We start from the raw sequence: 26462 nt of genomic DNA on the forward strand, positions 1-26462 counted from the left end.
CGAAAGGCGAAAGGCGAAAGAGTAATGCCTCTGGCTGCGCTCAGAGTCCCGCCCAACGCTTGAGGCTGTCGACCTGCACCCGTTGGGTGGCCTGTGCGATGTCGCCATTGGCACGCAGTGCCTTGAGGGCGGTGGGGAGCGCCGCGCGTACCTCGTCTGATGTCATACCCGGTTGCAATGCCGGGTGGTAGGCAAGCTTGAGCAACACGTAATCGAGCCCGGTCAGAAAGCTGTCGATGCTGTTGTCATTGAAGATGGAGGGGAACACCTTGTCCGAGTCGTTGGGCAGTCCCATCACCTGGCTCAACTCTTCCACTACGCAATCCAGAAAACGGCCCTTTGCCCGGCTGTAATCCACCGGAATGATGATGGTGGCACGGGTGATCTCGTAGCGAGCGTTGGTGGCGAAATTGGCCAGGCAGATCCCCTCCTTGAGGGCGATGCGCACCGACTCGTCCTGGCGCATGGTGCGCGCAGCCCAGCTCGCCATCTGTTTGTGCCGGGTCATGATGAGGGTGAGATTGGGGTTGTCGCTGACAATCTCGATGGGGTGACCGGTGATCCTGCTCAGGTGACGGGTCTGTACCTTGACGACCTCGGCCTGCAGCGGCTTGTCGCCGAATTCGTTGACGAGCTTGAGACGCACGGGGCCCGGCCAGCGGGAGAAGTGCTCCTGTTGTTCATGGCCATACTCCCGTTTCATGGCGATTTCCATGAAGCTCTGGACAAGGTAGTCATCACGCTGCCAGCGTTCGGTGGCCGACAGCGGCAGGGAGAAGAGCCAGAGTATCAGCCCCGGGAGCAACCAGTGCCCATGGCGAACGGGCTGGACAGGTGTGTGCCATGGGCGCATCTTGCCTCCTTGCAAGGGGATCAGCGGGCGGTACGCTCGATATCACGCCAGGTGAGCCAGAGCCTGAGATCGAACTCCAGTTGATGATAGTCCGGTTCCATGTGCTGGCAGAGCTGGTAGAAAGCCTTGTTGTGATCCTTCTCCTTCAGGTGGGCCAGCTCATGCACCACTATCATCTTGAGAAAGGCGGGATGGGCCTCCTTGAACAGGGCGGCGATGCGGATCTCGTTCTTGGCCTTGAGCTTGCTGCCTTGCACCCGGCTGACATAGGTGTGCAGTCCCAGGGCATCCTTGATCACGTTGATCTTGCCGTCAAAGATCACCTTGGAAAGCGGCGCCGAGCTTTTCAGGTAGCGGTTCTTCAGCTCCATGGTATAGGCGAGCAGCGCCTTGTCGCTCTGGACGAGGTGGGTTTGCGGGTAGCGTTTGGCCAGCATCTCGCCGAGTTTGCCCGCCGCAATCAACTGCTGTACCTGAGCCTTGAGTGGCTCCGGATAGCCCCCCAGATAAGTCAGCTCCGCCATGATTCTTCCCTCTGCCGCGAAAAAGAGCGCCATTGTAGTCAGGATGGGGCGCCTTGAACATGGTCGGCCCCCCTCTTTATGACGACAACGAAAAGGGGCCATCACCAGGATGGCCCCTTCTGTGTGCCTGATTAGCGGCGCCGGTACAGGCCCGGGTCCACCTCTTCATACTGGCCTGCCAGATACTGGTAGAAGGCAAGGTGGGAGGGGGAAGTCGGAGTCTTGAGCTCCTGTGCCACCCGCTCCGGTTTGGCGATGATGAATTTGGGTTGTTGGCGCTGGATGTCAGCCAGCACCCGCTCGCGCACATCGTAGGGCGGGTTGACGTTGGCAAAGAACAGATAGGCGGAGGCCGGCTGGCGATCGGTCCAGAGGTAGTATTGCGGCTGGATGCCATCGACCCAGATCTTGTCGGTGGGCGCCGTCTCGGCCAGGATACGATCGACCCTGACCTGGGCGGGTGGATTGAACGGCCTGCCCTTGAGATTGCCTTCCCAGGCGTTGTTGACCAGCAGCGCCAGCATGGCCAGCGAGGCGAGCCAGGGGGTGGCGCTTCGCACGTCCCAGGCGCGCCAGAGCGGGACCAGAATGAGCACGGGCAAGGCCCACAGCAGGCTGTTGCCGAGCACCTCGCGCACCCGCTCCAGAGACCACTCCTTGGTGCTCCAGCCATAGCCGAGCTGCTGGGCCAGCAACCAGCTGGCGGTCAGCACCACCAGGGAGATGCAGAGCAGCCCCAGGGCATCGGATCGCTGCTCGCTTCTGTCCAGCAGGCAGGCGAGCGGCAGCAGGCCAAGCTGCAGATAGAGCACGTCATAGTGATCGAACACATGGCCGGAGACCGAGTTGGCGATCAGGGTGAACAGCACCCCCAGCAGGGTGGCGCACAGCGCGGGGAGATACCACTCCTGGCGGCGCCCGAGCATCAGGACGAGGAAGGCGGGCAGCAGCATGATGAGGCCGGTGCGCAGCAGACCGACGGCGCCTACCTCAGGAGAGAAACCGTTGCCGTAGCTCCCTTCAAAGAAGATGCCGAAGGCGTAGTATTTGAACTCGGCCAGCACGTCGTGGTGCTGGAAGTAGGCATAGAGCGGGCCGCCGACGAGAGCCAGTCCAAGCAGGCTGGAAAAGAGCAGGGCAAAGGCGCAGCGCCACTGCTCGCGCAGGCACCAGTGACAGAAGAGCACCAGATACCAGGCCCCCCAGAAGGCGCCGTTGTTGGTGCGCATCCAGGCCACGATGGCGAAGGTGAGTGCGGCGACCAGGGCCGGTCCCCAGCTGAATCGCTTGTCCAGCAGCAAGGTGATGAAAGCCCACTGGGCGATGAGGGCCAGATGGAATGTCCAGTCCTCTGTCATGTTGCCGTAGTAGTAGCGAGTGCTGTAGAGCGCCAGCAGGGCCAGCATGCTGCCAAGTCGCGCCCGCACCGAGAGCCCGAGCTGCGAAAAAGCCTGCCAGCTCGCCATGAGGCCCAGCCAGCAGAGCACCCACTCCAGCAGCCAGATCCCGAAGAAGCCACCAAGGCCATAGCCCAGTGCATCGAGGGCGAAGATCATGGGACCCTTGATGTCGATCATGTCCCGATAGAGTACGCCCCCCTCGCTCCACATCTTGCCCATTACCGCAAACAGGGAGGCATCAAATCCCGGGGCCATGCCGTGGAACAACGGATTGCGCAGACAGAACAGTAGAGCCATCAGGGCGGTGAGCAAGATGACCGACGGCCTGATCCCGGGATTGTGGCGGTGCGGGGTAAAGCGGATGGCATGATTCATGGGTGACCTGTTCCTGCGGGAAAGACTGAAAAAGCGGGCTTATCTTGCCGAGCCGGGCTGCACGATGCAATGGAAGAAGTGTAGGCACCTGAAATAATTCGTAAAAGTATCGTTTTCACGCCTCTGGCTGCACTGGCAGGCCCCATCACAAGACAGGGCTGGCGCAGTCGGGCGTTACAGCCTGAGGTTGCATGGTAGGGGGCCTGCGCCTGGGAGCGGATCAGGATTCCCCTATGCGGGGGAAAGGCGGCACCGACCCGGGATGGGTCGGTGCCAGATTCACTGGCCGTGATACTCCACCAGGGCCGGCAGGGGGCTGAGTTCCGGCAGGTGGCGTGCCCAGCGCAGGAAGGCATCCGCCAGGGTGATGCCGAGCTCCTGATTGTGCTGGGTCAGGGTGCGGGCAAGGGCCGTGTAGCCCTCCTTGCCGGAGGCGGTATAGGCACTGGAGACCCCGCGATAGATGGCATCCGGCTCGACGTGCTGCCACTGACCCGGGCTGACTTCCCATTCCAGGCGAGTGATCCTCTCCCCTTTGGGTCTGTCGGCCTGATAGCAGAAGCGCACCCCGGCGGTATAGGGGAAGCTGCCGCTGCCATTGCCCGTCACCCCGTTGTTGGTGGCGTTGTCGATGGCCCCCTCCAGCGCCTCGGCCAGTTCATGGCCGTGCACCCGGTAGAGGGTGAGGGGAATGGCAAAGGGCAGCAGGCGCCCGGCAACGTCTGCTTCGGTCAGGGGGCCGGGCTCGAGGGAGCAGCGCACGCCCCCGGCATTGTGCAGGGCAAAGTCCACCTGACCCACCTGTTCGCGGGCACTGGCCAGCATGGCACTCGCTACCAGGGGGGCGACCTGGCTGCCGGCGGGCAGGCTGGCATCGGGCAGGCGCTGGTGATGGAGCGGATCGGCGAGCCGGGTCACCACGCGCCGGGTCATGGTTTCGAGCTCGGGGCGATAGCGTCTGGCCAGATGCTGCTCGAGCTCGGGGGCCGGTTCGCAGAAGTGCAGCCCCGCAGGAGGCGGGGAAGCAAAGGGCCAGGGCTCCCAGGGTAACCACTCCAGCTGGCCGCGGCTTTGGCACACGCGTCCCTGCTCGTCGAAGGTGAGTTCGCACACCCCGAGACAGAGGGCGCTGTGGGCGGCGTGCAGGATGGCCACCCCGTTCACCATGAGGGGATAGTTGCCTTCGCTGTCGAGCCCGAGCGGCGCCAGATCCCCCAGCAGGCTGTGGGTGTGCCCGCCGACGATGAGGCTGAGCTCGGGGAAGCGGGTCGCCAGTCGCTTGTCCTGCGCCAGACCCAGGTGGCTGAGCAGGATAATGTGCTGGATGCCGGCGGCCTTGATCTCGCCGAGGGCACGGCTCAAGGTCTCTTCGATACCGTGGAAACGGGTGTGGGGATCGGGGCTCGCGATGGCGGCCATCTGCGGCAGCGTGATGCCGAGCAGGGCGAAGGGCACGTCGTCGATGACGCGCTTGTGCCAGGGGCGGCTCGCGTCAAACAGCTGCGGCAGTCCCTGCAGCCGCAGCGGGGCATCGGCGGGCTCCTGACGGTTGTCGATGTTGGCGGCGAGCACCGGGAAATCGAGCTGGCGCAAAAACTCCACCAGCGGCCCGTTGCCCAGATCGAATTCGTGGTTGCCGATCACCATGGCATCCGGTCGCAAGAGGGCCAGCAGGTCCGCATTGGCCCGCCCTTTGAAGCGGTTGAAGTAAAGTGACCCCTGGAAGGTATCGCCGCCATGCAGCAGCAGGCAGGTCTGGCCGGCTGCCTCGGCCTGTTGGCGCAGGGCGGTGAGCCGGGTCAGGATGCGGCCATAGCCGCCGCACTGGGTGCGCCATTCGGACTCGCCATCGGGGGAGAAGCGCATGGGGGCGCCATCGAAATGGGAGTGGCAGTCGCTGAAGTGGGCAAGTTGAACCGTCATACTCAAGGCTCGGTCCTCCTTAGGAAAAAAGAGCACCGAGTCTACTGCATGGGGTGGGGGGGATACCAGCCCGGCGGCAGCCGGGCCGGTAAAGAGTCAGGCGGGAACCATGATCTGGGTGGCGAGGATCACTACCAGCAGGCCGACGGCCACCGGCAGCGAGGTACGTTTGACCACCTCGAACGGAGAGAGATTGCCCATCCCCGCACAGGCGACCACCACCCCGGAGACCGGCGAGATGGTGCGGCCGAGGTTGGATGCCTGCAGCATGGGGATCACCAGATAGGCCGGGTTGACGCCGAGGCTGGTGGCCAAATGGGGGATGAGCTCCACGAAGGCGTAGAATGGGGCGTTGCCGGAACCCGTGGTGAAGGCCGCCAGGGTGGTGATGACCACCAGCACCAGCATGATGACGATGCCGCCGGTACCGAAGCTCTGGGCCAGATCCAGGAGGTTGGCGATGAAACCAAGCCCCATCAGACCCTGGGCAAAGACCCCGGCACCCACCAGCAGCATCACCACGCCGGCGAAGGCGTCGGCCATGTTGCGCCAGCACACCTGCAGCCCGTCCAGCAGCTCGCGGCCGTTGCGCTTGCGCACCAGCTCCAGCAGGGCGGCCAGCACCAGGCAGATGACGATGATGGTGACGATATCGAGCTTGGGCCCCAGTTTGCCGTCAAACAGCAGCACACCGATGATGGGGGTGAAGGGCAGGATGGCGTAGAAGCCGGGGGCGTCGGTGACGAGATCGCTCGGGGCGACCGCGGCGTTGTGCTCCCCGGCCTTCTGATCCAGATAACGCTGCCAGAAGAAGTGGGTAACCGCCATGGCGGCGATGGCCACCAGGGAAATGGGCAGGGTCAGCTTGAAGGCAAACTCGATGAGCTCCATGTTCGCGGCCTGGGCGGCCATCACCACGTCCCCCGAGGTGGGGGAGAGGATGATGGCGGCCGGCGAGGCGCACACCGCCGCTGCCGCGCCACGGGAGATCCCCATGTTGACCATCAGCGGGAAGAGGGTGGCCATCAGCAGAACCCCGAGGCCGGTTGCGGAGCTCACCGCCAGCGACATGGCGCAGGCGACCAGATAGGCGGCCACCAGCAGGATGTAGGGGGACTTGATGACACCGAGGGGCTTGCTCGCGAGCTTCACCAGTATGGTGTTGGCGCCGATGTGGCTCATGTAGCCAGCAAAGCCGCACAGCACCATGATGAGCATGCCGAGGCCACCCCCCCTGTCGACCAGCAGGAAGCGCACGTATTCGAAGATGTCGGTGGCCATGTGGCCGGTGGAGGGGACGCTCGCCGGCAGCACCGCCTTGCCCATCAGGGCGGTGATCGCCAGCAGCAGCAGGCCGCCGCTGAGCAGTACCCCGGTGGCGGAGTAGCCCTTGAAGATGTAGCGACCCACGGCCAGGGTGACCAGGGTGCCGATCAGGAGTTCTATCATAAAACCTTCCCAAGAGTTGAAGTGAGGGGGTGGCCTGCCAGGGCTCACCAGAGGGTTGCGCTGGACTATCCGGTATCGGCCAACAAAAACACTGCGGATATTACCTACTAAGGAGTATTTCACCATCCATTCGATGGCAGCTTGTGATCTCGACTGCAAATCCCCGCCTGAGCCGGGGTGATGACTCGCACGTTTGCAGCAACCGGGTGCCAAGAGCGGATGACAGGGGGCTGGATCAGGGGTAATCTCCCAATCGGGTTATTAATTCATTGATTATTAATTGAAATTAAGCCGGGACTCACAAGGAGCAAAGCCGCGGACAGATGGGACTCTTCAGCAAGACAGGGGTGACGGTGGCCCTCATTTATGCCGCCTCAATCGGTGCTGTACCTTCCCACTATGCCGGTGTGAAGGTCGCCCCCGATATCAAGGTCGACTTCCAGTTCTATCGGGTCTCCGGGGCCGATGTGGGGGCCGTGATGCGCCAGATCACCGCCTTGTCGCCCACCCAGGCGGACGGGCACATCGGCAAGGCCAGCTATCAGCTCTCCTGGCAGTTGCAGACGAAGGCGACGGCGGCGCGCTGCGAGCTGGAGCAGGCCAGCGTCCGTGCCCGCATCCAGGTCAGGGTGCCCAACTGGATGGACAAGGCCCGTGCGCCCGCGAAGGAGCGCCAGAAGTGGGACAAGCTGGTGGCCGCCATGTTTGACTACGAGAGCCGTCACAAGGACATCCTGCTGGAGAGCGTGAGCCAGCTTGGCACGCGCCTCGCCCAGTTGCCGGTGACCCGGGATTGCCCAACCCTGGAGCATCAGGGCTGGCAGGCAGGGCAGGCGGTGCTGGAGGCCACCCGGGCGCGGTTCGACACCCTGGCCAGCCAGACCGATCAGGGGCGCAAGCTGGGGGTCGTCTGGCCCAGGGCTGGCTGATAACACGTGTACAGGCCCATGGACGCTCATGGGAAACATAAAAAACGGGCTGATTGAGCCCGTTTTTTATTGGTGCGCCCAATGGTGTGGAGGCGGGCAGCCCCGGCTCCTGGGGAGTTAGTCGCGCAGTGGCTTGCCCCTGCGCAGCCTTCGCACCCAGTAGCGGGCGGGATGGAGCGCCTCCAGCAGATCGGCGGCCAGCGGCAGGGGATCGCCGCAGATCTCGCTGGCGACCAGTTCGCCGCACAGGGGCGCCGAGCACAGACCCCGGGAGCCGAGCGCCCCCAGCACGTAGAGGCCGGCGTGCAGGGGTAGTGCGCTCTGCTGATCCGCGGGGGCGTGGACGTCATGATCCGCCAGCGCCGCCAACCGGGCGACGGGCCCGGCTACCGGCAGGTGATCCCGGCTGGCGCAGCGCACCCCGATGCGGGCCTGAGCACCGCTCACATCCACCTCGGCAGGCCAGCGCTGCTGGGGCACACAGGCTTGCAGCCGCGCCTTGTTCTGCTCCTGCTCGTCGGTGCGGTATGCAAGGTCGGTCTGGTTGCGGCCATAGCTGGCCCCGATGCAGTGCGCGCCGTTGTGGGCCGGGGTGAGGTAGCCATCGTAGCAGAGCACGCTCTTGAGCTGGCTCAAGCCAGCCGTGGTCGGCACATGGCTCACCTGGCCGCGCACCGGATAGAGAGGAAGCTCGGCAAAGGGGAGAAGGGTTGGCAACTGATGCCCGGCCGCCACCACCAGATTGGGGGCACGCCACTGGCGGCCATCCCGGCTCTCCAGGTGCCAGCCATCGGCCTCTTCGGCAATACGCGTTACAGCGGCATTGAACACCACTTCCAGCCGCCCGCTGGCCTGCGCCTCCCTGATGGCGGCGCGGGTGAGATCCGCCGGACAGAGCCAGCCCCCCAGGGGATAGCTCACACCATCCGCATCGCAGGGCAGGCCGACCACCTGCTCAACCTCCGCTGCCGAGAGTGGGTGCATCAGCTCGGGGGGGAAGGGGCCCTGGCTCATCTTGGCAAGCTTGGCGGCGGATTTGTCGTCGTAGCCGAGTTGGGTTACGCCACACAGGGAGAAGGCGACGGGGTGGTGCTTTGCCAGGGCCAGCAGCCGGTTTCTGGCAAAGCCGAAGGACAGCGAATAGAAGCGCGACAGGGCATCGTGCTCGCCGTTGAGCAGGGGGTAGAGGGCTCCTTGTCGATTGCCGGAGGCGCCGCTGGCCGGTTCGCCATCTTCGCACAGCAAGGTGACGTGCCGACCCCGCTCCACCAGAGAGAGCGCCGTCATGGCGGAAGCGATGCCGCCACCGATGATGAGCACCTCTCCCTCCCGCCCTGCGGGGCGGGCATACCAGGGGGCGATGCTCTGCTGCGGCACTTTGCCTTCCCGAACACCCGCCAGCATCTCCCGCTTGTTGCCGTGGCCCTTCACCTTCTTCATGGCAAAGCCGGCGGCAATCAGCCCCCGTCGCACGAAACCGGCGCAGGTAAAGGTCGAGAGGGTGGCATCGGGGCGGGCGAGGCGAGCGAGATCGTCGAAGAGATCCTGGGTCCACATCTCTGGGTTCTTGGCAGGGGAGAAACCGTCCAGATACCAGGCGTCCACCAGACCGGTTGCCGGATGGGGCACCTGAGGCAGCATCTCCTTGATGTCGCCAAACCAGAGATCGAGGCGGATGCGGCCATCGGCAAAGAGCAGGCGATGGCAGCCGGAGACCGGCAACGGCCACTGGTCGATGAGAGGCTGGCTCAAGGGGGCGAGCTCGGGCCAGGCGGCCAGGGCCTTGCGCAGATCGGCCTGGGTAAGGGGGTATTTCTCGACGCTGATGAAGTGCAGCCGGGATCCGTTGCCGGACAGGGGGGCCTGTTCCAGAAAGACGGCCATTGTGGCCAGAAAGTTAAGTCCTGTACCGAAACCTGTTTCACCAATCACGAAACTGTCACTATCGTGATGCGAAAATCGCTCTGGCAGTCGATTTTGCTGCAAAAAGACGTAGCGGGTTTCACTTAGACCGTTATCATTGGAAAAGTACACATCCCCGAACTCACTGGAGACTGGAGTTCCCGCTTCGTTCCAGTCCAATCGGGCATGATGTAAGGATGTTTGACTCACGTTTTCCTCGGCTCGCGTCACAAAATCGCGGGCATTCTACGTGAAAGCAGACCAGTTTGGCAGCCGAAAGCGGGTAGACTCGGTGCCAGTTTTTCCAGACGAGATGAATTAATGAGAAGAGCAGTGATCACCGGTATCGGCGTCATCTCCAGTATCGGCAACAACAAGGAAGAGGTGCTGGCCTCCCTGAAAGCAGGTAAATCCGGCATCACCTATTCCGAGCAGTTCGAGCAGTACAACCTGCGCAGCCGTGTCTGGGGTAACATCAAACTCGATCCGTCTGAACTGATCGACCGTAAAGTCATGCGTTTCATGGGTGACGCCGCGGCCTACGCCTACCTCTCCATGCAGCAGGCCATCGAAGATGCCGGCCTGCCGGAAGAGATGGTCTCCAACGAGCGTACCGGCATCGTGACCGGTTCCGGCGGCGCCTCCGGCAAGAACACCTCCGAATCTGCCGATATCGCCCGTGAAAAGGGCGTCAAGCGGGTGGGTCCCTACATGGTGCCGCGTACTATGTCCTCCACCACCTCCGCCTGTCTTGCCACCCCGTTCAAGATAAAAGGTGTCAACTACACCATCAGCTCCGCCTGTGCGACCTCTGCCCACTGCATCGGTCACGCCTTGGAACTGATCCAGCTTGGCAAGCAGGACATCATCTTTGCCGGTGGCGGCGAGGAGCTGGACTGGTCTTCCACCATCCAGTTCGACGCCATGGGCGCGCTCTCCACCAAGTACAACGACAACCCGGAAAAAGCGTCCCGCACCTATGATGCGGACCGCGACGGCTTCGTCATCTCCGGTGGTGGCGGCATCCTGGTGGTCGAGGAGCTGGAACACGCCCTGGCCCGTGGTGCCCACATCTACGCCGAAATCACCGGTTACGGTGCGACCTCCGACGGCTACGACATGGTGGCCCCGAGTGGTGAAGGCGCCGTGCGTTGCATGAAGATGGCGATGCAGGGTGTCGGCAAGGTGGACTACATCAACACTCACGGTACCTCTACTCCGGTTGGTGACACCAAGGAGCTGGAAGCCATTCAGACCCTGTTTGGCAGCAATGCACCCAAGCTCTCCGCCACCAAGGCGATGACCGGCCATGCCCTGGGCGCCGCCGGCGTGCACGAGGCCGTCTACTCCCTGCTGATGATGGAACACGGCTTCATCGCCCCCAGCATCAACATCGAGAACCTGGACGAGAAAGCCGTGGGCCTGCCCATCGTGCGTGAATACGAAGCGGCGGATCTCAATACCGTCATGTCCAACAGCTTCGGCTTTGGCGGTACCAACGCCTCTCTGGTGTTCAGCAAGTTCAAGGCTTGATCTCCCCGTGGGGAGCACAACGCGAAATAGAAAAAGGCGCCGAAAGGCGCCTTTTTTATTGAACTCTTTTTATTGAATTCTTTTTATTGAACTCTGCTGATGGTTCCCGGTTCTGGACCGCTGTCTGCCAGGGGCAACCGCATATAGACCGCCCCGTCACCATACTCCACCAGCGATTTGCCGGTGTCGGCGGGCACAAACCCCTGCTTGCGCCAGAAGGCGGGGGCATCCTGAACCGCCACCAGGCCTGCATGGCGATATCCAGCATGGCTCGCGAAAGCAAGTGCCCTTGCCAGCAGTCGCTGCCCGACACCCAGGCCGCGTGCCTTGCTCGAGACAGCGAGATCGTGCAGATAGAACTCGTCGTGGCCGGCCAGCGCCTTCATCGGCACCGAGAGGGGCGGGGGCTGGTGGGCACGCCAGGGGTGGCAGAGCAGGTAACCCAGCACTTTGCCCTGACGCTCGGCCACCCAGCAGGAGGCGGGGGCCAGCTCGGTCTTGTTCTGCATCACCTCGAGGGGCTCGGGTTCGAACTGGTGATAACACTCGTGCTGGATGGCCATGATGGCGGGCCAGTCTGGCGTGCGGATGGTGCGGATGGTGATCATGATGCGGGTCGGGTCCGTACTCAAACCGTGGCAAAAAGGGGTGACAGCATACCCCAGAGAGCACACAAACGAAACCGGGTCACCTGTCAGTGACTCGTCAGCGAACCGGCTCCTTGCTCACGACCTTGATCAGCTGGTAGCGCAAGGAAGGGGCATCGGCCGGCACATCGGCAAGTTGCTCCTTGCTCACTTCGAGTTGATAGCGAAAGCCCGGTTCAAAGGTGAAGCCTTCGATCTGCTGATAGAAGAGACTCCAGCTCTCGCCCGGCTGACTGCGCACCTGCATGCACTTCATGGGGGCGACACCGACGCAGTCTGCCAGCTTGTCCTGGATATAGAGGGTTTCGGTGGTCGGGGCGCTCTGGCAGGCGCTGAGCAGGAGGGCGGAGCTGAGGAGCAGGGGAGATTTCATGATGAGTGTCCTTGGCGTAAAAGGGCGCGATTAAACCTGCAAAAGAAAAGGCGGTCAATGACCGCCTTTGTAACAAACCATGACAGATCGGGCTCAGCGCTGGTCGAGGGGCACGAACTCGCGCAGAGGCTGACCGGTGTAGAGCTGACGGGGACGGCCGATCTTCTGATCCGGGTCTGAGTGCATCTCGTTCCAGTGGGCAATCCAGCCGATGGTACGGGAGATGGCGAAGATCACGGTGAACATGGACATGGGGATACCGATGGCCTTCATGATGATGCCGGAGTAGAAGTCCACGTTCGGGTAGAGCTTCTTCTCGATGAAGTAGGGGTCGGACAGCGCGATGCGTTCCAGCTCCATGGCCACGTCCAGCAGCGGATCCTTGATCTGCAGCTCGGTCAGTACCTCGTGGCAGGTTTCACGCATCACGGTGGCACGGGGATCGTGGTTCTTGTAAACCCGGTGACCGAAGCCCATCAGACGGAACGGATCGTTCTTGTCCTTGGCCTTGGCAATGTACTCGGGGATGCGATCCACGGAGCCAATCTCTTCGAGCATCTTGAGGCAGGCTTCGTTGGCACCACCGTGGGCCGGGCCCCACAGGGAGGCGATCCCCGCGGCGATACAGGCAAACGGGTTGGCACCGGAAGAACCGGCCAGACGCACGGTGGAGGTGGAGGCGTTTTGCTCATGATCCGCATGCAGGGTGAAGATGCGGTCCATGGCGCGCTCGACGATGGGGTTGACCTTGTACTCTTCGGTCGGCACGCCAAACATCATGTGCAGGAAGTTGCCTGCATAGGAGAGGGCGTTGCGCGGCTGCATGAAGGGCTGGCCGATGGAGTACTTGTAACACATGGCGGCCAGGGTCGGCATCTTGGAGAGCAGACGGAAGGCACAGATCTCGCGATGCTCCTCGTTGTTGATGTCGAGGGCGTCGTGATAGAAGGCGGACAGCGCGCTGACCACGCCGCACATGACGGCCATGGGGTGGGCGTCGCGGCGGAAGCCGCGGAAGAAGAAGGCGATCTGCTCGTGCACCATGGTGTGGCGGGTGACCAGACGTTCAAATTCCGCATATTGGGTCTTGGTGGGGGCCTCGCCGTACAGCAGGATGTAGCAGACTTCGAGGTAGCTGGCCTGGGTGGCCAACTGGGCGATGGGGTAACCGCGGTGCAGCAAGACACCCTGGTCGCCATCGATGTAGGTGATGGAAGATTTGCAAGAACCGGTGGCCATGAAGCCGGGGTCGAAGGTGAAATATCCTTGCGTGCCCAGCTTTCTGACATCGATCACATCGGGTCCAACGGTACCGGAGAGGATCGGCAATTCAACCGGCTCTTTTCCGGGCAGATGTAGGGTGGCTATCTTATCAGCCATAGCACGTCTCCTTTGCTCTTTTATAATTTGGTTCCAGCCCTACTTTATTACGACTGTTATGACGCTGGCAAAGGTTCTTACCCGTACCACGGCGGCTGGAGCGCCTTATTTGAACCAGAGAACCATGTCTTTGTCAATTTTGCTGGATGATCATTAATGACTTGTTAAAGCTGTTGTGAGATCTGGTTTACGGTTTTGGATTTTCTGTGTAGCTATTTGATTGTCATTGGTTAAGGCCGCCGATATACTGCGCCACGTGGGTGATGGTCGTCGGTGTTTGAAACGCTTTCGCAAAGCCAGATGTGATATCGAAAATGTTATTTTTGGCTTTCCTGAGTTGTTTTGGTAACAAAAACCTAACAAATGCCACTCCTCGCCCTCAAAGCGTGTGAAAACAATAACTAACGTGCTCAATGGAGCTGAGTGGGCAAAGCCGTGAAAAACAAACAGAGACCTGTAAACCTCGACCTACAGACGATCAGCTTTCCTGTCACCGCCATCGCTTCCATCTTGCATCGTGTCTCAGGGGTCATCACCTTTGTGGCATTGGCCATCTTGCTGTGGATGCTTGGTACTTCACTCGCCTCTCCCGAAGGATTTGAATCGGTCGTTGCCATCATGGACAACTTCCTGGTCAAGTTCGTGCTGTGGGGGATCCTGACCGCGCTGGCTTACCACATCGTGGGCGGTCTGCGGCACCTGGTCATGGACATGGGCTATTGGGAAGAGCTGGAATCCGGTAATCAGAGTGCCCGTGTGGCCTTCGTGATCACCGCGGTTTTGGCGGTATTGGCGGGGGTACTGGTATGGTAACCAATTCTGCAACTTTCGGGCGCAGCGGTGTTCATGATTACATCCTGATCCGCGCCACCGCCCTCATCATGACGTGCTACGTCCTCTATCTGGTTGGCTTTGTCGCGTTCAACGACATCACCTACGAGGTGTGGACCGGCTTCTTCTCCAACACCTTCACCAAGGTCTTCACCCTGCTAACGCTCGTATGCGTCTTGATCCACGCCTGGATCGGTCTGTGGCAGGTGCTGACCGACTATATCAAGCCGGTCGGACTGCGCGGTGCGCTGCAGTTTGTGCTGGTGGTGGTGCTGTTTGTCTATGTGATGACTGGTTTCGTCGTGTTGTGGGGTGTGTAAGGTGACTATTCCAACTCGTGAATTTGATGCGGTCGTGATCGGTGCCGGTGGCGCCGGTATGCGCGCCGCGCTGCAGATTGCCCAGTCCGGCAAGAGCTGCGCCCTGTTATCCAAGGTTTTCCCGACCCGTTCTCACACGGTCTCCGCCCAGGGCGGGATCACGGTCGCCCTGGGCAATGCCCACGACGACAACTGGCAGTGGCACATGTATGACACCGTCAAGGGCTCCGATTACATCGGTGATCAGGAAGCCATCGAATACATGTGCAAGACCGGCCCCGAGGCCATCTATGAGCTGGAGAACATGGGCTTGCCTTTCTCCCGCTTTGACAACGGTACCGTCTACCAGCGTCCGTTCGGCGGTCAGTCCAAGAACTTCGGCGGCGAGCAGGCTGCCCGCACCGCGGCGGCAGCCGACCGTACCGGTCACGCCCTGCTGCACACCCTGTATCAACAAAACGTCAAGAACAAGACCACCGTCTTCTCCGAGTGGTATGCCCTGGATCTGGTGAAGAACCAGGATGGTCATATCGTTGGCTGTACCGCCATCGACATGGAGAGCGGTGAAGTCGTCTACTTCAAGGCCAAGGCCACCGTGCTCGCCACCGGCGGCGCCGGTCGCATCTACCAGTCCACTACCAACGCCCACATCAACACCGGTGACGGCGTCGGCATGGCGCTGCGCGCCGGGGTCGGCGTGCAGGACATGGAGTTCTGGCAGTTCCACCCCACCGGCATCGCCGGGGCAGGGGTACTGGTGACCGAGGGTTGCCGTGGTGAAGGCGGCTACCTGCTGAACAAGGACGGCGAGCGCTTCATGGAGCGTTATGCGCCAAACGCCAAGGACCTGGCCGGTCGCGACGTGGTGGCCCGCTCCATCATGATCGAGATCCGCGAAGGCCGTGGCTGTGACGGTCCCTGGGGCCCGCACATCAAGCTCAAGCTGGATCACCTCGGCAAAGAGGTGCTGGAATCCCGCCTGCCGGGCATCTGCGAGCTCTCTCGCACCTTCGCACACGTGGATCCGGTCAAAGAGCCCATCCCCATCATCCCGACCTGCCACTACATGATGGGCGGCGTGCCGACCAGCGTGAACGGCCAGTGCCTGACCCAGGACAAGGATGGCAACGACGTGCCGGTTGTCGGTCTGTTCGCGGTGGGCGAGATCGCCTGCGTCTCCGTGCACGGTGCCAACCGTCTGGGCGGCAACTCGCTGCTGGATCTGGTGGTGTTCGGTCGTGCTGCCGGCATGCACCTGGTGGAGACCCTTGGCTCGATGGAGCACGGCGCGGAAGCCACCGACGCCGACATCGCCAAGGCGCTGGAGCGCTTCAACCGCTGGGAAAACAACCGTGACGGGGAAGACCCGGCCCAGATCCGCAAGGACCTGCAGCGCTGCATGCAGAACAACTTCTCCGTGTTCCGGGAAGGGGATGCCATGGCAGAAGGGCTGGCCGAGCTGAAACTCATCCGCGAGCGTCTCAAGAACGCCCGTCTGGACGACACCTCCAAGGAGTTCAATACCCAGCGCATCGAGTGCCTGGAGCTGGACAACCTGATGGAGACCGCCTATGCCACCGCGGTGGCGGCGAACTTCCGTACCGAGAGTCGTGGCGCCCACAGCCGCTTCGACTTCCCGGAGCGTGACGATGAGAGCTGGCTGTGCCACAGCCTCTATCATCCGGACACCGAGTCCATGACCCGTCGCGCTGTCAACATGTCACCCAAGACCCGTGAGGCGTTCCCGCCCAAGGTCCGGACTTACTGATTGCGGAGCCAAGCACAATGAACGTCACATTCTCTGTCTACAGATACAATCCGGACGTTGATAACGTCCCGTATATGAAGGATTATCGTCTTGATATTCCTGAAGGTTCCGACATGATGGTGCTCGACGCACTGATCCAGCTCAAGGAGCTGGATCCCACGCTCGCCTTCCGCCGCTCCTGCCGCGAAGGGGTCTGTGGATCTGACGGTCTCAACATGAATGGCAAGAACGGTCTGGCCTGCATCACGCCGCTCTCCGATCTCTTGAAGAAGGGCAGCAAGGTCGTCATTCGACCCTTGCCCGGTCTGCCGGTGATCCGGGATCTGGTGATCGACATGACCCAGTTCTACACCCAGTGGGAGAAGGTCAAACCCTTCCTCATCAACGACGAAAAACTGCCGCCCGTGCGTGAGCACCTGCAATCCCCCGAAGAGCGCGCCAAGCTGGATGGTCTGTACGAGTGCATACTCTGTGCCTGCTGCTCCACCTCTTGCCCCTCCTTCTGGTGGAACCCGGACAAGTTCATCGGTCCGGCCGGCCTGCTCGCCGCCTATCGCTGGCTGGCGGACAGCCGCGACACTGCGGCCAGTGAGCGACTGGGCAACTTGGATGACGCCTTCAGCGTGTTCCGCTGCCACGGCATCATGAACTGCGTGAACGTCTGTCCCAAGGGCTTGAACCCGACCAAGGCCATCGGTCAGATCAAGTCGATGTTGCTCAATCGGGCCGTGTAGTACCAGGGCCAGGGCGCCTTGCGCCGGGCCCGACCTCTGGATAGCCATCCCGCCCCGGGATGGCTATGACCCTACAAGCTGCAGTGCAGCGAACAAGATGTACAAGGGATAGAAATGCATAACGGCGTGATGAAGGCCTGGTTGGAGTCATCTCACCTGGCTGGTGCGAATGCAAGCTACATTGAGGATTTGTACGAATCCTTCCTGGAAAACCCCGACTCCGTTGCCGACGAATGGCGCAGCCTGTTCCAGTCACTGCCCCAGGTCAACGGACATGCAGTAGAACAACCCCACTCCCAGGTTCGCGACTATTTCCGCCGCCTGGCCAAGGACTCCTCCCGTTACAGCGCTCCCGTCTCCGATCCCCAGGTGGATGCCAAACAGGTTCGCGTACTGCAACTGATCAACGCCTTCCGCTTCCGCGGTCACCAGAACGCCAACCTGGACCCCCTGGGTCTGTGGCAGCGCGAGCCGGTCGCCGAGCTGGACCCGGCCTTCCACAACCTGCAAGGTGCAGACATGGAGGCCACCTTCAATGTGGGCTCCTACGCCATCGGTCGCGAGACCATGGTGCTCTCCGATCTGTATGCCTCGCTGAAGAAAACCTATTGCGGCAGCATCGGCGCCGACTACATGCACCTCACCTCCACCGAGGAGAAGCGCTGGCTGCAAGACAGGCTGGAATCCATCGAAGGGAAGGGCAACTATACCCTTGAAGAGAAGACCCGCTTCCTCGAGAGCCTGACCGCCGCCGAAGGGCTGGAAAAATACCTGGGTGCCAAGTTCCCGGGGGCCAAGCGTTTCTCCCTGGAAGGGGGCGATGCCATGGTGCCCATGCTCAAAGAGCTTATTCGCCGCGCCGGTGAGCAGGGTTGCAAGGAAGCCGTCATCGGCATGGCCCACCGCGGTCGCCTCAACGTGCTCATCAACGTACTGGGCAAGCGCGCCCAGGACCTGTTCGACGAGTTCGCCGGCAAGCACGGCGAATCCTGGGGCACAGGGGACGTGAAGTACCACATGGGCTTCTCCTCCGACTTCGCCACCCCGGGCGGCAACGTCCACCTGGCGCTGGCGTTCAACCCGTCGCACCTCGAGATCGTCAACCCCGTGGTCATCGGCTCCGTGCGTGCCCGTATGGACCGCCGCGGTGACAAGGACGGCTCCAGCGTCCTGCCCATCACCATCCACGGTGACTCCGCCATCGCGGGGCAGGGGGTCGTTGCCGAGACCTTCAACATGTCCCAGACCCGAGCCTATGGCGTGGGCGGCACGGTGCGCATCGTCATCAACAACCAGGTAGGCTTCACCACCTCCTATATCCGTGACCTGCGCTCCACCGAATATTGCACCGACATCGCCAAGGCGGTGCAGGCCCCTGTGCTGCACGTCAACGGGGATGACCCGGAAGCCGTGGTGCTGGTGACCCAGATCGCCCTGGATTACCGCAACACCTTCAAGCGCGATGTGGTGATCGAGCTGGTCTGCTACCGTCGTCACGGCCACAACGAGGCTGACGAGCCGAGTGCGACCCAGCCCCTGATGTACCAGAAGATCAAGCAGCACCCGACCCCGCGCAAGATCTACGCCGATCAGCTGATCGCCGAAGGAGCCATCGCGCCTGAGCTGGCCACCACCCTGGTCAACGACTATCGCGATACCCTGGATCGGGGCGAGCGGGTGAGCAAGGAATGGCGCCCCATGGAGCTACACTCCGTGGACTGGACCCCGTATCTGGGTCACGACTGGGCCATGGCCTATGACAGCACTGTGCCCATGGATCATCTGAAGGCCCTGGGCGAGCGCATCAGCCAGTACCCGGCCACCCATGTGCTGCAACGTCAGGTCGAGAAGATCTACGAAGACCGTCGCCTGATGGCCGCCGGTGAGAAGCTGGTGGACTGGGGCTTTGCCGAGACTCTGGCCTACGCCACCCTGGTGGACAAGGGCTCCCGCATTCGCTTCACCGGGGAAGACTCCGGGCGTGGCACCTTCTTCCATCGCCACGCCGTGCTGCACAGCCAGACCGATGCCAGCACCTACACCCCGCTGTGCAACCTGCATGAGAGCCAAGGCCCGTTCGAGGTGTACGACTCCGTGCTGACCGAGAACGCGGTCCTGGCGTTCGAGTATGGCTACGCCAGCGCGGAGCCGGCCGGCCTCACCATTTGGGAAGCCCAGTTCGGTGACTTCGCCAACTGCGCCCAGGTGGTGGTGGATCAGTTCCTCTCCTCCGGCGAGCAGAAGTGGGGCCGGATGTGCGGCCTGACCATGCTGCTGCCGCACGGTTACGAGGGTCAGGGTCCGGAGCACTCCTCCGCCCGTCTGGAGCGTTACCTGCAGATGTGCGCCCAGCACAACATGCAGGTGTGCGTGCCCTCCACCCCGGCGCAGGTGTTCCACATGCTGCGTCGTCAGGTAGTGCGCCCGATGCGCCGTCCGCTCATCGTGATGACGCCCAAATCCCTGCTGCGCCACCCGCTGGCGGTGAGCAAGCTCGAAGAGCTGGCAGAGGGCACCTTCCTGAACGCCATCGGCGAGATCGATGCGCTGGATCCCAAAGGCGTCAAGCGCGTGGTCTTCTGCTCCGGCAAGGTCTACTACGACCTGCTCGATGCCCGTCGCAAGGCCGAGCAGCAGGATGTGGCCCTGGTACGGATCGAGCAGCTCTACCCCTTCCCGGAAGAGGAAGTGCGCGCCATCCTGGCCGACTATGCCCACGTCACCGACTTCGTCTGGTGTCAGGAAGAGCCGCAGAACCAGGGCGCCTGGTACAGCACCCGTCATCACTACGACAGCGTGCTGCCAAGCCATGCCCGTCTGCGTTATGCCGGTCGCCCGGCCTCGGCCTCACCGGCCGTCGGTTACATGTCCGTCCACGCCAAGCAGCAAAAAGCCCTGGTGGAAGACGCCCTTACCCTGGAATGAACGAGTTGTGGATGAGAGGGCCCGTGTCGGGACCCTCTCTGACCTGGAACAAGCCTGCTGGCCAAGAAGTAACAAGGAACTGATTACATGACTATCGAGATCAAGGTACCGGACCTGCCGGAATCAGTGGCGGATGCCACCATCGCGACCTGGCACAAGAAACCGGGTGATCTGGTTGCCCGTGACGAAGTGCTGGTTGACATCGAAACCGATAAAGTCGTGCTGGAAGTGCCGGCGCCGGAAGCCGGCGTACTGGGCGACATCCTGCAGAGTGAAGGGGCCACCGTGCTCTCCCGCCAGCTGATCGCCATGCTCAAGCCGGCCCCCGTTGCCGGTGAAGCGACCAGCGAAAAGCCGGTGGAAGCCGTGGCCGATGATGCTGCCGATGGCCTGAGCCCGTCCGTGCGCCGCATGGTGGCCGAGCACGACATCGACGTCGCCAAGCTGACCGGCACCGGCAAGGGTGGTCGTGTCACCAAGGAAGACGTGGAAGCCTTCATCAAGAATCTGGGCAAGGCTCCGGTGGCTGCACCGACTGCTGCCGCTCCCGTGGCTGCCGCACCGGTCGCGCCGCTGGCCGGTCGCACCGAGAAGCGTGTGCCCATGACCCGTCTGCGCAAGCGCATCGCCGAGCGTCTGCTGGAGGCCAAGAACACCACCGCCATGCTGACCACTTTCAACGAGATCAACATGGCGCCCATCATGAAGCTGCGCCAGCAGTACGGCGAGATCTTCGAGAAGAAGCACGGCATCAAGCTCGGCTTCATGTCCTTCTATGTGAAGGCCGTGGTCGAATCCCTCAAGCGCTACCCGGAAGTGAACGCGGCGCTGGACGGTGACGACATCGTCTACCACAACTACTTCGACGTCAGCATCGCCGTCTCCACCCCCCGTGGTCTGGTGACCCCGGTGCTGCGCGACTGCGACAACATGAGCCTGGCGGACATCGAGAAGGCCATCAAGGATCTGGCCGGTAAGGGCCGTGACGGCAAGCTGACCGTGGATGAACTGACTGGCGGCAACTTCACCATCACCAACGGTGGCGTGTTCGGCTCCCTTATGTCCACCCCCATCATCAACCCGCCCCAGAGCGCCATCCTGGGTATGCACAAGATCCAGGACCGCCCCATGGCCGTCGACGGCAAGGTCGAGATCCTGCCGATGATGTACCTGGCGCTCTCCTACGATCACCGCATCATCGACGGCCGCGAGTCCGTGGGCTTCCTGGTCTCCATCAAGGAGCTGCTGGAAGACCCGACCCGTCTGCTGCTGGATGTCTGAGCAAGCGTGACTGAAAGATAACGAGGGGCCGCCCAGGCCCCCATTCACAGGGGATTGAGAAACACGAGCCCCGGACGGAAATACCTACAACACGGATAGAGCATCTATGAATCTGCATGAATATCAGGCAAAACAGCTGTTTGCCGAGTATGGCCTGCCGGTCTCCGAAGGTTATGCCTGTGCTACCCCGCAGGAAGCGGCCGAAGCGGCCGACAAGATTGGCGGCAACACCTGGGTCGTCAAATGCCAGGTCCACGCCGGTGGCCGCGGTAAAGCGGGCGGCGTCAAGCTGGCCAAGAGCAAGGACGAGATCCGCGCCTTTGCCCAGAACTGGCTCGGCAAGAACCTGGTGACCTATCAGACTGACGCCAATGGTCAGCCGGTTACCAAGATCCTGGTGGAGTCCTGCACCGACATCGCCAAGGAACTGTACCTGGGCGCCGTGGTCGACCGTGGCTCTCGCCGCGTGGTCTTCATGGCTTCCACCGAAGGTGGCGTGGAGATTGAGAAAGTCGCCCACGAAACCCCGGAACTCATTCACAAGGCGGCCATCGATCCCCTGGTAGGCCCGCAGCCTTATCAGGCCCGCGAGCTGGCCTTCAAGCTGGGTCTGGTCGGCGATCAGATCAAGCAGTTCACCAAGATCTTCATGGGCTTGGGCCAGATGTTCCTGGACTGCGACTTCGCCCTGCTGGAGATCAACCCCCTGGTCATCACCGACAAGGGCAACCTGCACTGCCTGGACGGCAAGATCAACATCGACGCCAACGCCCTGTACCGTCAGCCCAAACTGCGCGAGATGCACGATCCGTCCCAGGATGACCCCCGCGAAGCGCACGCCGCCCAGTGGGAGCTGAACTATGTGGCGCTTGATGGCAACATCGGCTGCATGGTCAACGGCGCCGGTCTGGCCATGGGTACCATGGACATCGTCAACCTGCACGGCGGCTCACCGGCCAACTTCCTGGACGTCGGCGGCGGCGCCACCAAGGAGCGCGTGACCGAGGCCTTTAAGATCATCCTCTCCGACAGCAAGGTACAAGCCGTGCTGGTCAACATCTTCGGTGGCATCGTGCGCTGCGACATGATCGCGGAAGGCATCATCGGTGCCGTGAAGGAAGTGGGGGTGAAAGTGCCCGTGGTGGTGCGTCTGGAAGGCAACAACGCCGAACTGGGTGCCCGTAAACTGGCCGACAGCGGCCTCAATATCATCGCCGCAACGAGTCTGACTGACGCAGCTCAGCAAGTGGTAAAAGCAGCGGAGGCCAAATAATGAGCGTTCTGATCAACAAAGACACCAAGGTGATCTGCCAGGGCTTTACCGGCGGTCAGGGTACCTTCCACTCCGAACAGGCCATTGCCTACGGTACCCAGATGGTCGGCGGTGTGTCCCCGGGCAAGGGCGGCACCACTCACCTGGGTCTGCCGGTGTTCAACACCGTCCGTGACGCCGTGGAAGCAACCGGCGCCACCGCCTCCGTCATCTATGTGCCGGCGCCGTTCTGTAAGGACGCCATCCTGGAAGCCATCGATGCCGGCATCAAGCTCATCGTCACCATCACCGAAGGCATCCCGACCCTGGACATGCTGCAGGTCAAGGTGAAGCTGCAGGAAACCGGCGTGCGCATGATTGGCCCGAACTGCCCGGGCGTCATCACCCCGGGTGAGTGCAAGATTGGCATCATGCCTGGCCACATCCACAAGCCGGGCAAGGTGGGCATCGTCTCCCGCTCCGGCACCCTGACCTATGAAGCGGTCAAGCAGACCACGGACGAGGGCTTCGGCCAGTCCACCTGCGTCGGTATCGGTGGCGACCCCATCCCGGGTTCCAACTTCATCGACATTCTGGAGATGTTCCAGAATGACCCGCAGACCGAAGCCATCGTGATGATCGGCGAGATCGGCGGCAACGCCGAGGAAGACGCGGCGGCCTACATCAAGGCTCACGTCACCAAGCCGGTGGTCTCCTACATCGCGGGCGTCACCGCCCCGGCTGGCAAGCGCATGGGTCATGCGGGCGCCATCATCGCCGGTGGTAAAGGCACCGCGGCCGAGAAATTTGCCGCACTGGAAGATGCCGGCGTGAAAACCGTGCGCTCCTTGGCCGATATCGGCAAGGCCCTGCGTGAAGTGACCGGCTGGTAAGTTAGCCTGTTAGCTCAGATAGCAAAATGCCGCCCTTGGGGCGGCATTTTTATTGCTAGTATTCTGAGATAAGAGTTTTCTCGATGACTGTTATATACCAGCCTATTATTTCTGACCTGCAGTCAAGAATTGAATTCGCTCTTTGGTAAAGTCTGTTTGGCACTTGAAGATTTCAACCCTGTCTTTGACTGCTTCATCTGGGGAGTTGGCTCTACTTAGAGAACCGCAAGTATTGGCTTTGGCAATGACCCACTGCCTTTGTGAATCCATCATTGATGAGCGGAATGACTTGGGAATTGCTCCCCAGATACGATTCAGCTCTTTATCCTCGGCCATATAGAGTTCCTTGGCCGCCGGTACCATTGAAGGATCGTTCTCCTTGAGGATCTCATCTTTTCTGGTTGCGATAGAGGCAGCGTTTACCAGAGTCAACATTGGAGAATAGAAGTTCGTCCCTCTGACGGAGATGTCTGTGCCATTATCTGCCAGACGTAGACTGTAAGTTCTGTCTTTCCATATTAAGGAGTTATTTCTGCTTGTCGCATCACTATGGTTCAGGAATTCGTTGTAAACAGCGGGAACCTTATCCGCAACGTCTTTAAGCTCCATAGGTATTGTCATTGTGATAGTCGCGATACAGTTCAGTGAGGCATCTGTCTTGTCAACCGTTGTGACCTCTGATGCTTGAACATTAATAGCATCAAGGGTTGCCTGAAATTGGCTAAGTTGCTCGGTACTGGTGGTCTTTGCATACCTAGACTTCAGCATTGGAGATGCATCATCGCGAAGTGTCTGCACAAGAGCAGACACAGCATCCTCTCTTCCGCATTTAAATGGTGCTGACTCTTCTTTTACATCGAACAACCCAGCAAAAGCGGGGCTTGATGCACTGACTCCGATTATTACTGCTATTACTTTAAAGTTCATATCTTTTACCAAGTCAATGATGCCATGCAACGGCCTCTCGGAGGCTAAATATCCATGACAAAGAGCAAAGCGCCTAGGATATCAACTCATTTGAGGCCCGTCACCTGTCAATATTACCGGGGGAAACTCGGGAGAGGATCACCTTGGAGGAGTGTGGGGCACGCAATCTGGATCGGCTACCTTTTGACCTCGACCTATTTTTTACCTGTTTTGATAAGCCTCTCACGAGGCATGTATTGACATACGATCTTGTTATAAATTGTGGAAGGTGACATTTTATAAAACACTCTAGGGAGAGATGTTGGCCCAGAGGGAATCGTCATAGGATTGATTAGTGACATTTTCATTGCCTCTGCCAGACAATATGACTCCGAATAGATAGTGGTTCTCCCTTATGGAAATTATGTACATGCTGAATCACTTGTTTGGAAGAAAAAAGGAAGCGTCACCTCCTGACATGAAAGATATTTTCAGGGGGACTGGATGCCCCAAAGTGCCAGAAAGTGCGTACAGCGGGTACCCAACGCCACTACCACCAGAGCCTTCAATCGAGGCTTATCTTATTCGTTTCCTTGTTTCAGAGGATAGTCTGGCGATATTTTTCCAAGCTCTTGCCCAAACAGGCTATGTAGTGAGCCCTGATTTGAACACACAGGTATTAAGTCGTTCAGGGGATCCAGTGAGCAAGAAAGTCATGCTTTTCTTGCTCCCTTCTTTTGCTGGAACGACAGTCTCGTTTGCCTGTAATGACCTTGATGTGCTTGAAACTCTCCAGCAGACGAGATTAGATCCACCTCTTCCTGCAGACTCATTCCCATGGATTGACCCCGAAGGGTTGGGCTCACTACAGGGAGACATGGAATACTGGTGGACGTATTTGTGGTTACCATTTTGGTTGTCCTTAAGCCAAGAGAGGCAGTCTGCCTTGGAGCTTGAACCTGAATGGCGTGAATTTATCGCAATGCATCAGCCATACGACACTTCTGCATCTACCGGTTGAATCGCTACCGTGCCAGTGTTGGTATGGCCTGATATCTTCAGAGCCTCATCGTTTTTGGCCCTTCTAGTTTTTGGTCGCCTTGGCATCTTTTGTCGTTTCTGGAGGACAATGCATGGGGAGGAAGGGGGCGCCCTCGCTACTGCGGAGGAAGCAAAGCCTGCAACCTCGGTTGTGGTGACCATGTTGATGTGAATAGCAGTTTTAATGGGCCGGTTAATTGGTTAGATATCATCAAGAACAGGATCATGTAGCGTCTCTTTGGCTCTGTCGCAAACCTTGAAAAATCGGGCCATAGGGCGTATAACCACGCGCTTGTCAGTGTATTGAGTGAGCTAACTTTTATGCAGCAGAGTGAACCCGTGCAGACCGCCCCCTTTTGGCAGGTAAAAAACCTGCAACAGATGACCATGACGGAGTGGGAGTCCCTGTGCGACGGCTGCGGCAAGTGCTGCCTGAACAAGCTGATCGACGAGGACACCGAGGAGCTGGTGTTCACCAACGTGGCCTGCAATCTGCTCAATACCAAGACTTGCCAGTGCTCCGACTACGGCAACCGCTTCAAAAAAGAGCCGGACTGCCTGCAGATCACTCACGACAAGATTGCCGAGTTCAACTGGCTGCCCTCCACCTGCGCCTATCGCCTGCTGGCGGAGGGGCAGAGTTTGCCAGAGTGGCATCCCCTTATCACCGGCAGCCGCAGCGCCATGCACCAGGCTGGTCAGTCGGTGCGCGGCAAGGTAGTGCACGAGGCGCAGGCTGGTGACTGGGCCGACCATATCATCACCTGGGCGAGCTAAGCCTTAATCCGCCGTTTATTGCTTACTACAGGGGCAGGGGAGTGAGACTTCGCTGCCCCTGTTGTTTTTGGCATATAAGTGATCAGTTTTTTGCGATAAAGGCAGTTTGAAACTTCATGGTGAGATGAAAGCATCGTGAAGTCGTGAGAGGTCGCCCCTGACGCAGCCAGCACCCGTTAAACCGCATCCATGACACAAGGGCTGCAGAGCACACTCTGCAGCCCTTGTTGCTTTCTGGCGCTTGCTAGCGATGTAGAGTGGTTTCCCCTCACCCTGACCCTCTCCCAAGGGGAGAGGGAATAGATCGAGGTTGCTATGCAAAACTCGTGGTGGTCGAGCATGGTTCTGCTCTGCTTTTCTGAGTACCTGAGTACCTGAGTACCTGAGTACCTGAGTACCTGAGTACCTGAGTACCTGAGTACCTGAGTGAATCGCCCCTGGTTTTC

General features: G+C 60.5%; 22 protein-coding genes. 12 read left to right on the forward strand and 10 right to left on the reverse strand.

Translation table 11 applies throughout. The features are described 5' to 3' along the window. Positions 1–40: 40 nt before the first annotated feature. The 5 genes from BN1120_RS07775 to dcuC form a co-directional block, all read right to left on the reverse strand. On the reverse strand, positions 41–853 hold the full coding sequence (locus BN1120_RS07775; RefSeq protein ID WP_042015485.1) for a DUF2927 domain-containing protein: 813 nt from the start codon (positions 851–853) through the stop codon (positions 41–43). Between the two features lie 20 nt (positions 854–873). Continuing rightward, complete coding sequence (locus BN1120_RS07780) at positions 874–1377, reverse strand: M48 family metallopeptidase (RefSeq protein WP_010674483.1); 504 nt, start codon at positions 1375–1377, stop codon at positions 874–876. 131 nt (positions 1378–1508) lie between these two features. Next, the gene (locus tag BN1120_RS07785; protein WP_042015487.1) at positions 1509–3152 is read right to left on the reverse strand and encodes a hypothetical protein; all 1644 of its coding nucleotides are present in this window, start codon (positions 3150–3152) and stop codon (positions 1509–1511) included. A gap of 279 nt (positions 3153–3431) precedes the next feature. Further along, positions 3432–5081 carry a bifunctional metallophosphatase/5'-nucleotidase gene (locus BN1120_RS07790; RefSeq protein ID WP_042015489.1) on the reverse strand — a complete coding sequence of 550 codons (1650 nt, stop codon included), beginning with the start codon at positions 5079–5081 and terminating at the stop codon, positions 3432–3434. Between the two features lie 90 nt (positions 5082–5171). Continuing rightward, entirely contained in the window at positions 5172–6524 is a 1353-nt protein-coding gene (gene dcuC / locus BN1120_RS07795; protein WP_010674486.1) for an anaerobic C4-dicarboxylate transporter DcuC, read from the reverse strand. 323 nt (positions 6525–6847) lie between these two features. Here dcuC and BN1120_RS07800 point away from each other — a divergent pair, with 323 nt between their 5' ends. Continuing rightward, positions 6848–7453, forward strand: coding sequence for a DUF922 domain-containing protein (locus BN1120_RS07800; protein ID WP_010674487.1), 606 nt, complete (start codon positions 6848–6850; stop codon positions 7451–7453). Positions 7454–7570: 117 nt separating this feature from the next. On the opposite strand, the gene mnmC is transcribed toward BN1120_RS07800, so the two are convergent. Next, complete coding sequence (mnmC, locus tag BN1120_RS07805) at positions 7571–9586, reverse strand: bifunctional tRNA (5-methylaminomethyl-2-thiouridine)(34)-methyltransferase MnmC2/FAD-dependent 5-carboxymethylaminomethyl-2-thiouridine(34) oxidoreductase MnmC1 (protein ID WP_197713259.1); 2016 nt, start codon at positions 9584–9586, stop codon at positions 7571–7573. A gap of 90 nt (positions 9587–9676) precedes the next feature. On the opposite strand from mnmC, the gene fabB reads away from it, so the two are divergent. Continuing rightward, a complete protein-coding gene (gene fabB, locus BN1120_RS07810; protein ID WP_029314417.1) occupies positions 9677–10888 on the forward strand; it encodes a beta-ketoacyl-ACP synthase I in 1212 nt (403 codons plus the stop codon). 83 nt (positions 10889–10971) lie between these two features. Here fabB and BN1120_RS07815 read toward each other — a convergent pair whose 3' ends face one another. The 3 genes from BN1120_RS07815 to BN1120_RS07825 form a co-directional block, all read right to left on the reverse strand. After that, positions 10972–11496: a GNAT family N-acetyltransferase gene (locus tag BN1120_RS07815; RefSeq protein ID WP_042015494.1), complete on the reverse strand. Its 525-nt coding sequence runs from the start codon at positions 11494–11496 to the stop codon at positions 10972–10974. Positions 11497–11593: 97 nt separating this feature from the next. Further along, a complete protein-coding gene (locus BN1120_RS07820) occupies positions 11594–11908 on the reverse strand; it encodes a DUF4377 domain-containing protein (RefSeq protein ID WP_041215298.1) in 315 nt (104 codons plus the stop codon). 93 nt (positions 11909–12001) lie between these two features. After that, positions 12002–13288 carry a citrate synthase gene (locus BN1120_RS07825; protein WP_039040080.1) on the reverse strand — a complete coding sequence of 429 codons (1287 nt, stop codon included), beginning with the start codon at positions 13286–13288 and terminating at the stop codon, positions 12002–12004. Positions 13289–13711: 423 nt separating this feature from the next. Between BN1120_RS07825 and sdhC the strand changes: the two genes are divergently transcribed. The 8 genes from sdhC (at position 13712) to sucD (ending at position 23292) form a co-directional block, all read left to right on the forward strand. Further along, positions 13712–14101, forward strand: a complete 390-nt coding sequence (gene sdhC, locus BN1120_RS07830; protein ID WP_029314418.1) for a succinate dehydrogenase cytochrome b556 subunit — start codon at positions 13712–13714, stop codon at positions 14099–14101. Next, positions 14095–14439 carry a succinate dehydrogenase, hydrophobic membrane anchor protein gene (gene sdhD / locus BN1120_RS07835; protein ID WP_010674495.1) on the forward strand — a complete coding sequence of 115 codons (345 nt, stop codon included), beginning with the start codon at positions 14095–14097 and terminating at the stop codon, positions 14437–14439. Before sdhC ends, sdhD begins: the two co-directional genes overlap by 7 nt. Position 14440: 1 nt before the next feature. Beyond that, positions 14441–16207: a succinate dehydrogenase flavoprotein subunit gene (sdhA, locus tag BN1120_RS07840; protein ID WP_042015499.1), complete on the forward strand. Its 1767-nt coding sequence runs from the start codon at positions 14441–14443 to the stop codon at positions 16205–16207. A gap of 17 nt (positions 16208–16224) precedes the next feature. Beyond that, positions 16225–16941 carry a succinate dehydrogenase iron-sulfur subunit gene (locus tag BN1120_RS07845; protein WP_010674497.1) on the forward strand — a complete coding sequence of 239 codons (717 nt, stop codon included), beginning with the start codon at positions 16225–16227 and terminating at the stop codon, positions 16939–16941. Between the two features lie 114 nt (positions 16942–17055). Next, positions 17056–19866, forward strand: a complete 2811-nt coding sequence (gene sucA, locus BN1120_RS07850; RefSeq protein ID WP_042015502.1) for a 2-oxoglutarate dehydrogenase E1 component — start codon at positions 17056–17058, stop codon at positions 19864–19866. An 87-nt stretch (positions 19867–19953) separates the two neighbouring features. Next, positions 19954–21147 (forward strand): 2-oxoglutarate dehydrogenase complex dihydrolipoyllysine-residue succinyltransferase, encoded by a 1194-nt coding sequence (gene odhB / locus BN1120_RS07855; RefSeq protein ID WP_042015505.1) that lies wholly within the window; start codon positions 19954–19956, stop codon positions 21145–21147. Positions 21148–21253: 106 nt separating this feature from the next. Beyond that, a complete protein-coding gene (sucC, locus tag BN1120_RS07860; RefSeq protein ID WP_005300220.1) occupies positions 21254–22420 on the forward strand; it encodes an ADP-forming succinate--CoA ligase subunit beta in 1167 nt (388 codons plus the stop codon). Beyond that, positions 22420–23292 carry a succinate--CoA ligase subunit alpha gene (sucD, locus tag BN1120_RS07865; RefSeq protein ID WP_042015506.1) on the forward strand — a complete coding sequence of 291 codons (873 nt, stop codon included), beginning with the start codon at positions 22420–22422 and terminating at the stop codon, positions 23290–23292. Before sucC ends, sucD begins: the two co-directional genes overlap by 1 nt. A gap of 105 nt (positions 23293–23397) precedes the next feature. Here the strand turns inward: sucD and BN1120_RS07870 are convergent, their stop codons facing one another. Further along, positions 23398–24219, reverse strand: coding sequence for a lysozyme inhibitor LprI family protein (locus BN1120_RS07870; RefSeq protein ID WP_145983754.1), 822 nt, complete (start codon positions 24217–24219; stop codon positions 23398–23400). A 394-nt stretch (positions 24220–24613) separates the two neighbouring features. On the opposite strand from BN1120_RS07870, the gene BN1120_RS21200 reads away from it, so the two are divergent. Continuing rightward, on the forward strand, positions 24614–25219 hold the full coding sequence (locus BN1120_RS21200; RefSeq protein ID WP_111736065.1) for a hypothetical protein: 606 nt from the start codon (positions 24614–24616) through the stop codon (positions 25217–25219). 341 nt (positions 25220–25560) lie between these two features. Next, positions 25561–26016, forward strand: coding sequence for a YcgN family cysteine cluster protein (locus tag BN1120_RS07875; protein ID WP_042015511.1), 456 nt, complete (start codon positions 25561–25563; stop codon positions 26014–26016). Positions 26017–26462 lie beyond the last annotated feature (446 nt).

This window comes from Aeromonas caviae, from assembly GCF_000819785.1.
GTDB lineage: Bacteria > Pseudomonadota > Gammaproteobacteria > Enterobacterales > Aeromonadaceae > Aeromonas > Aeromonas caviae.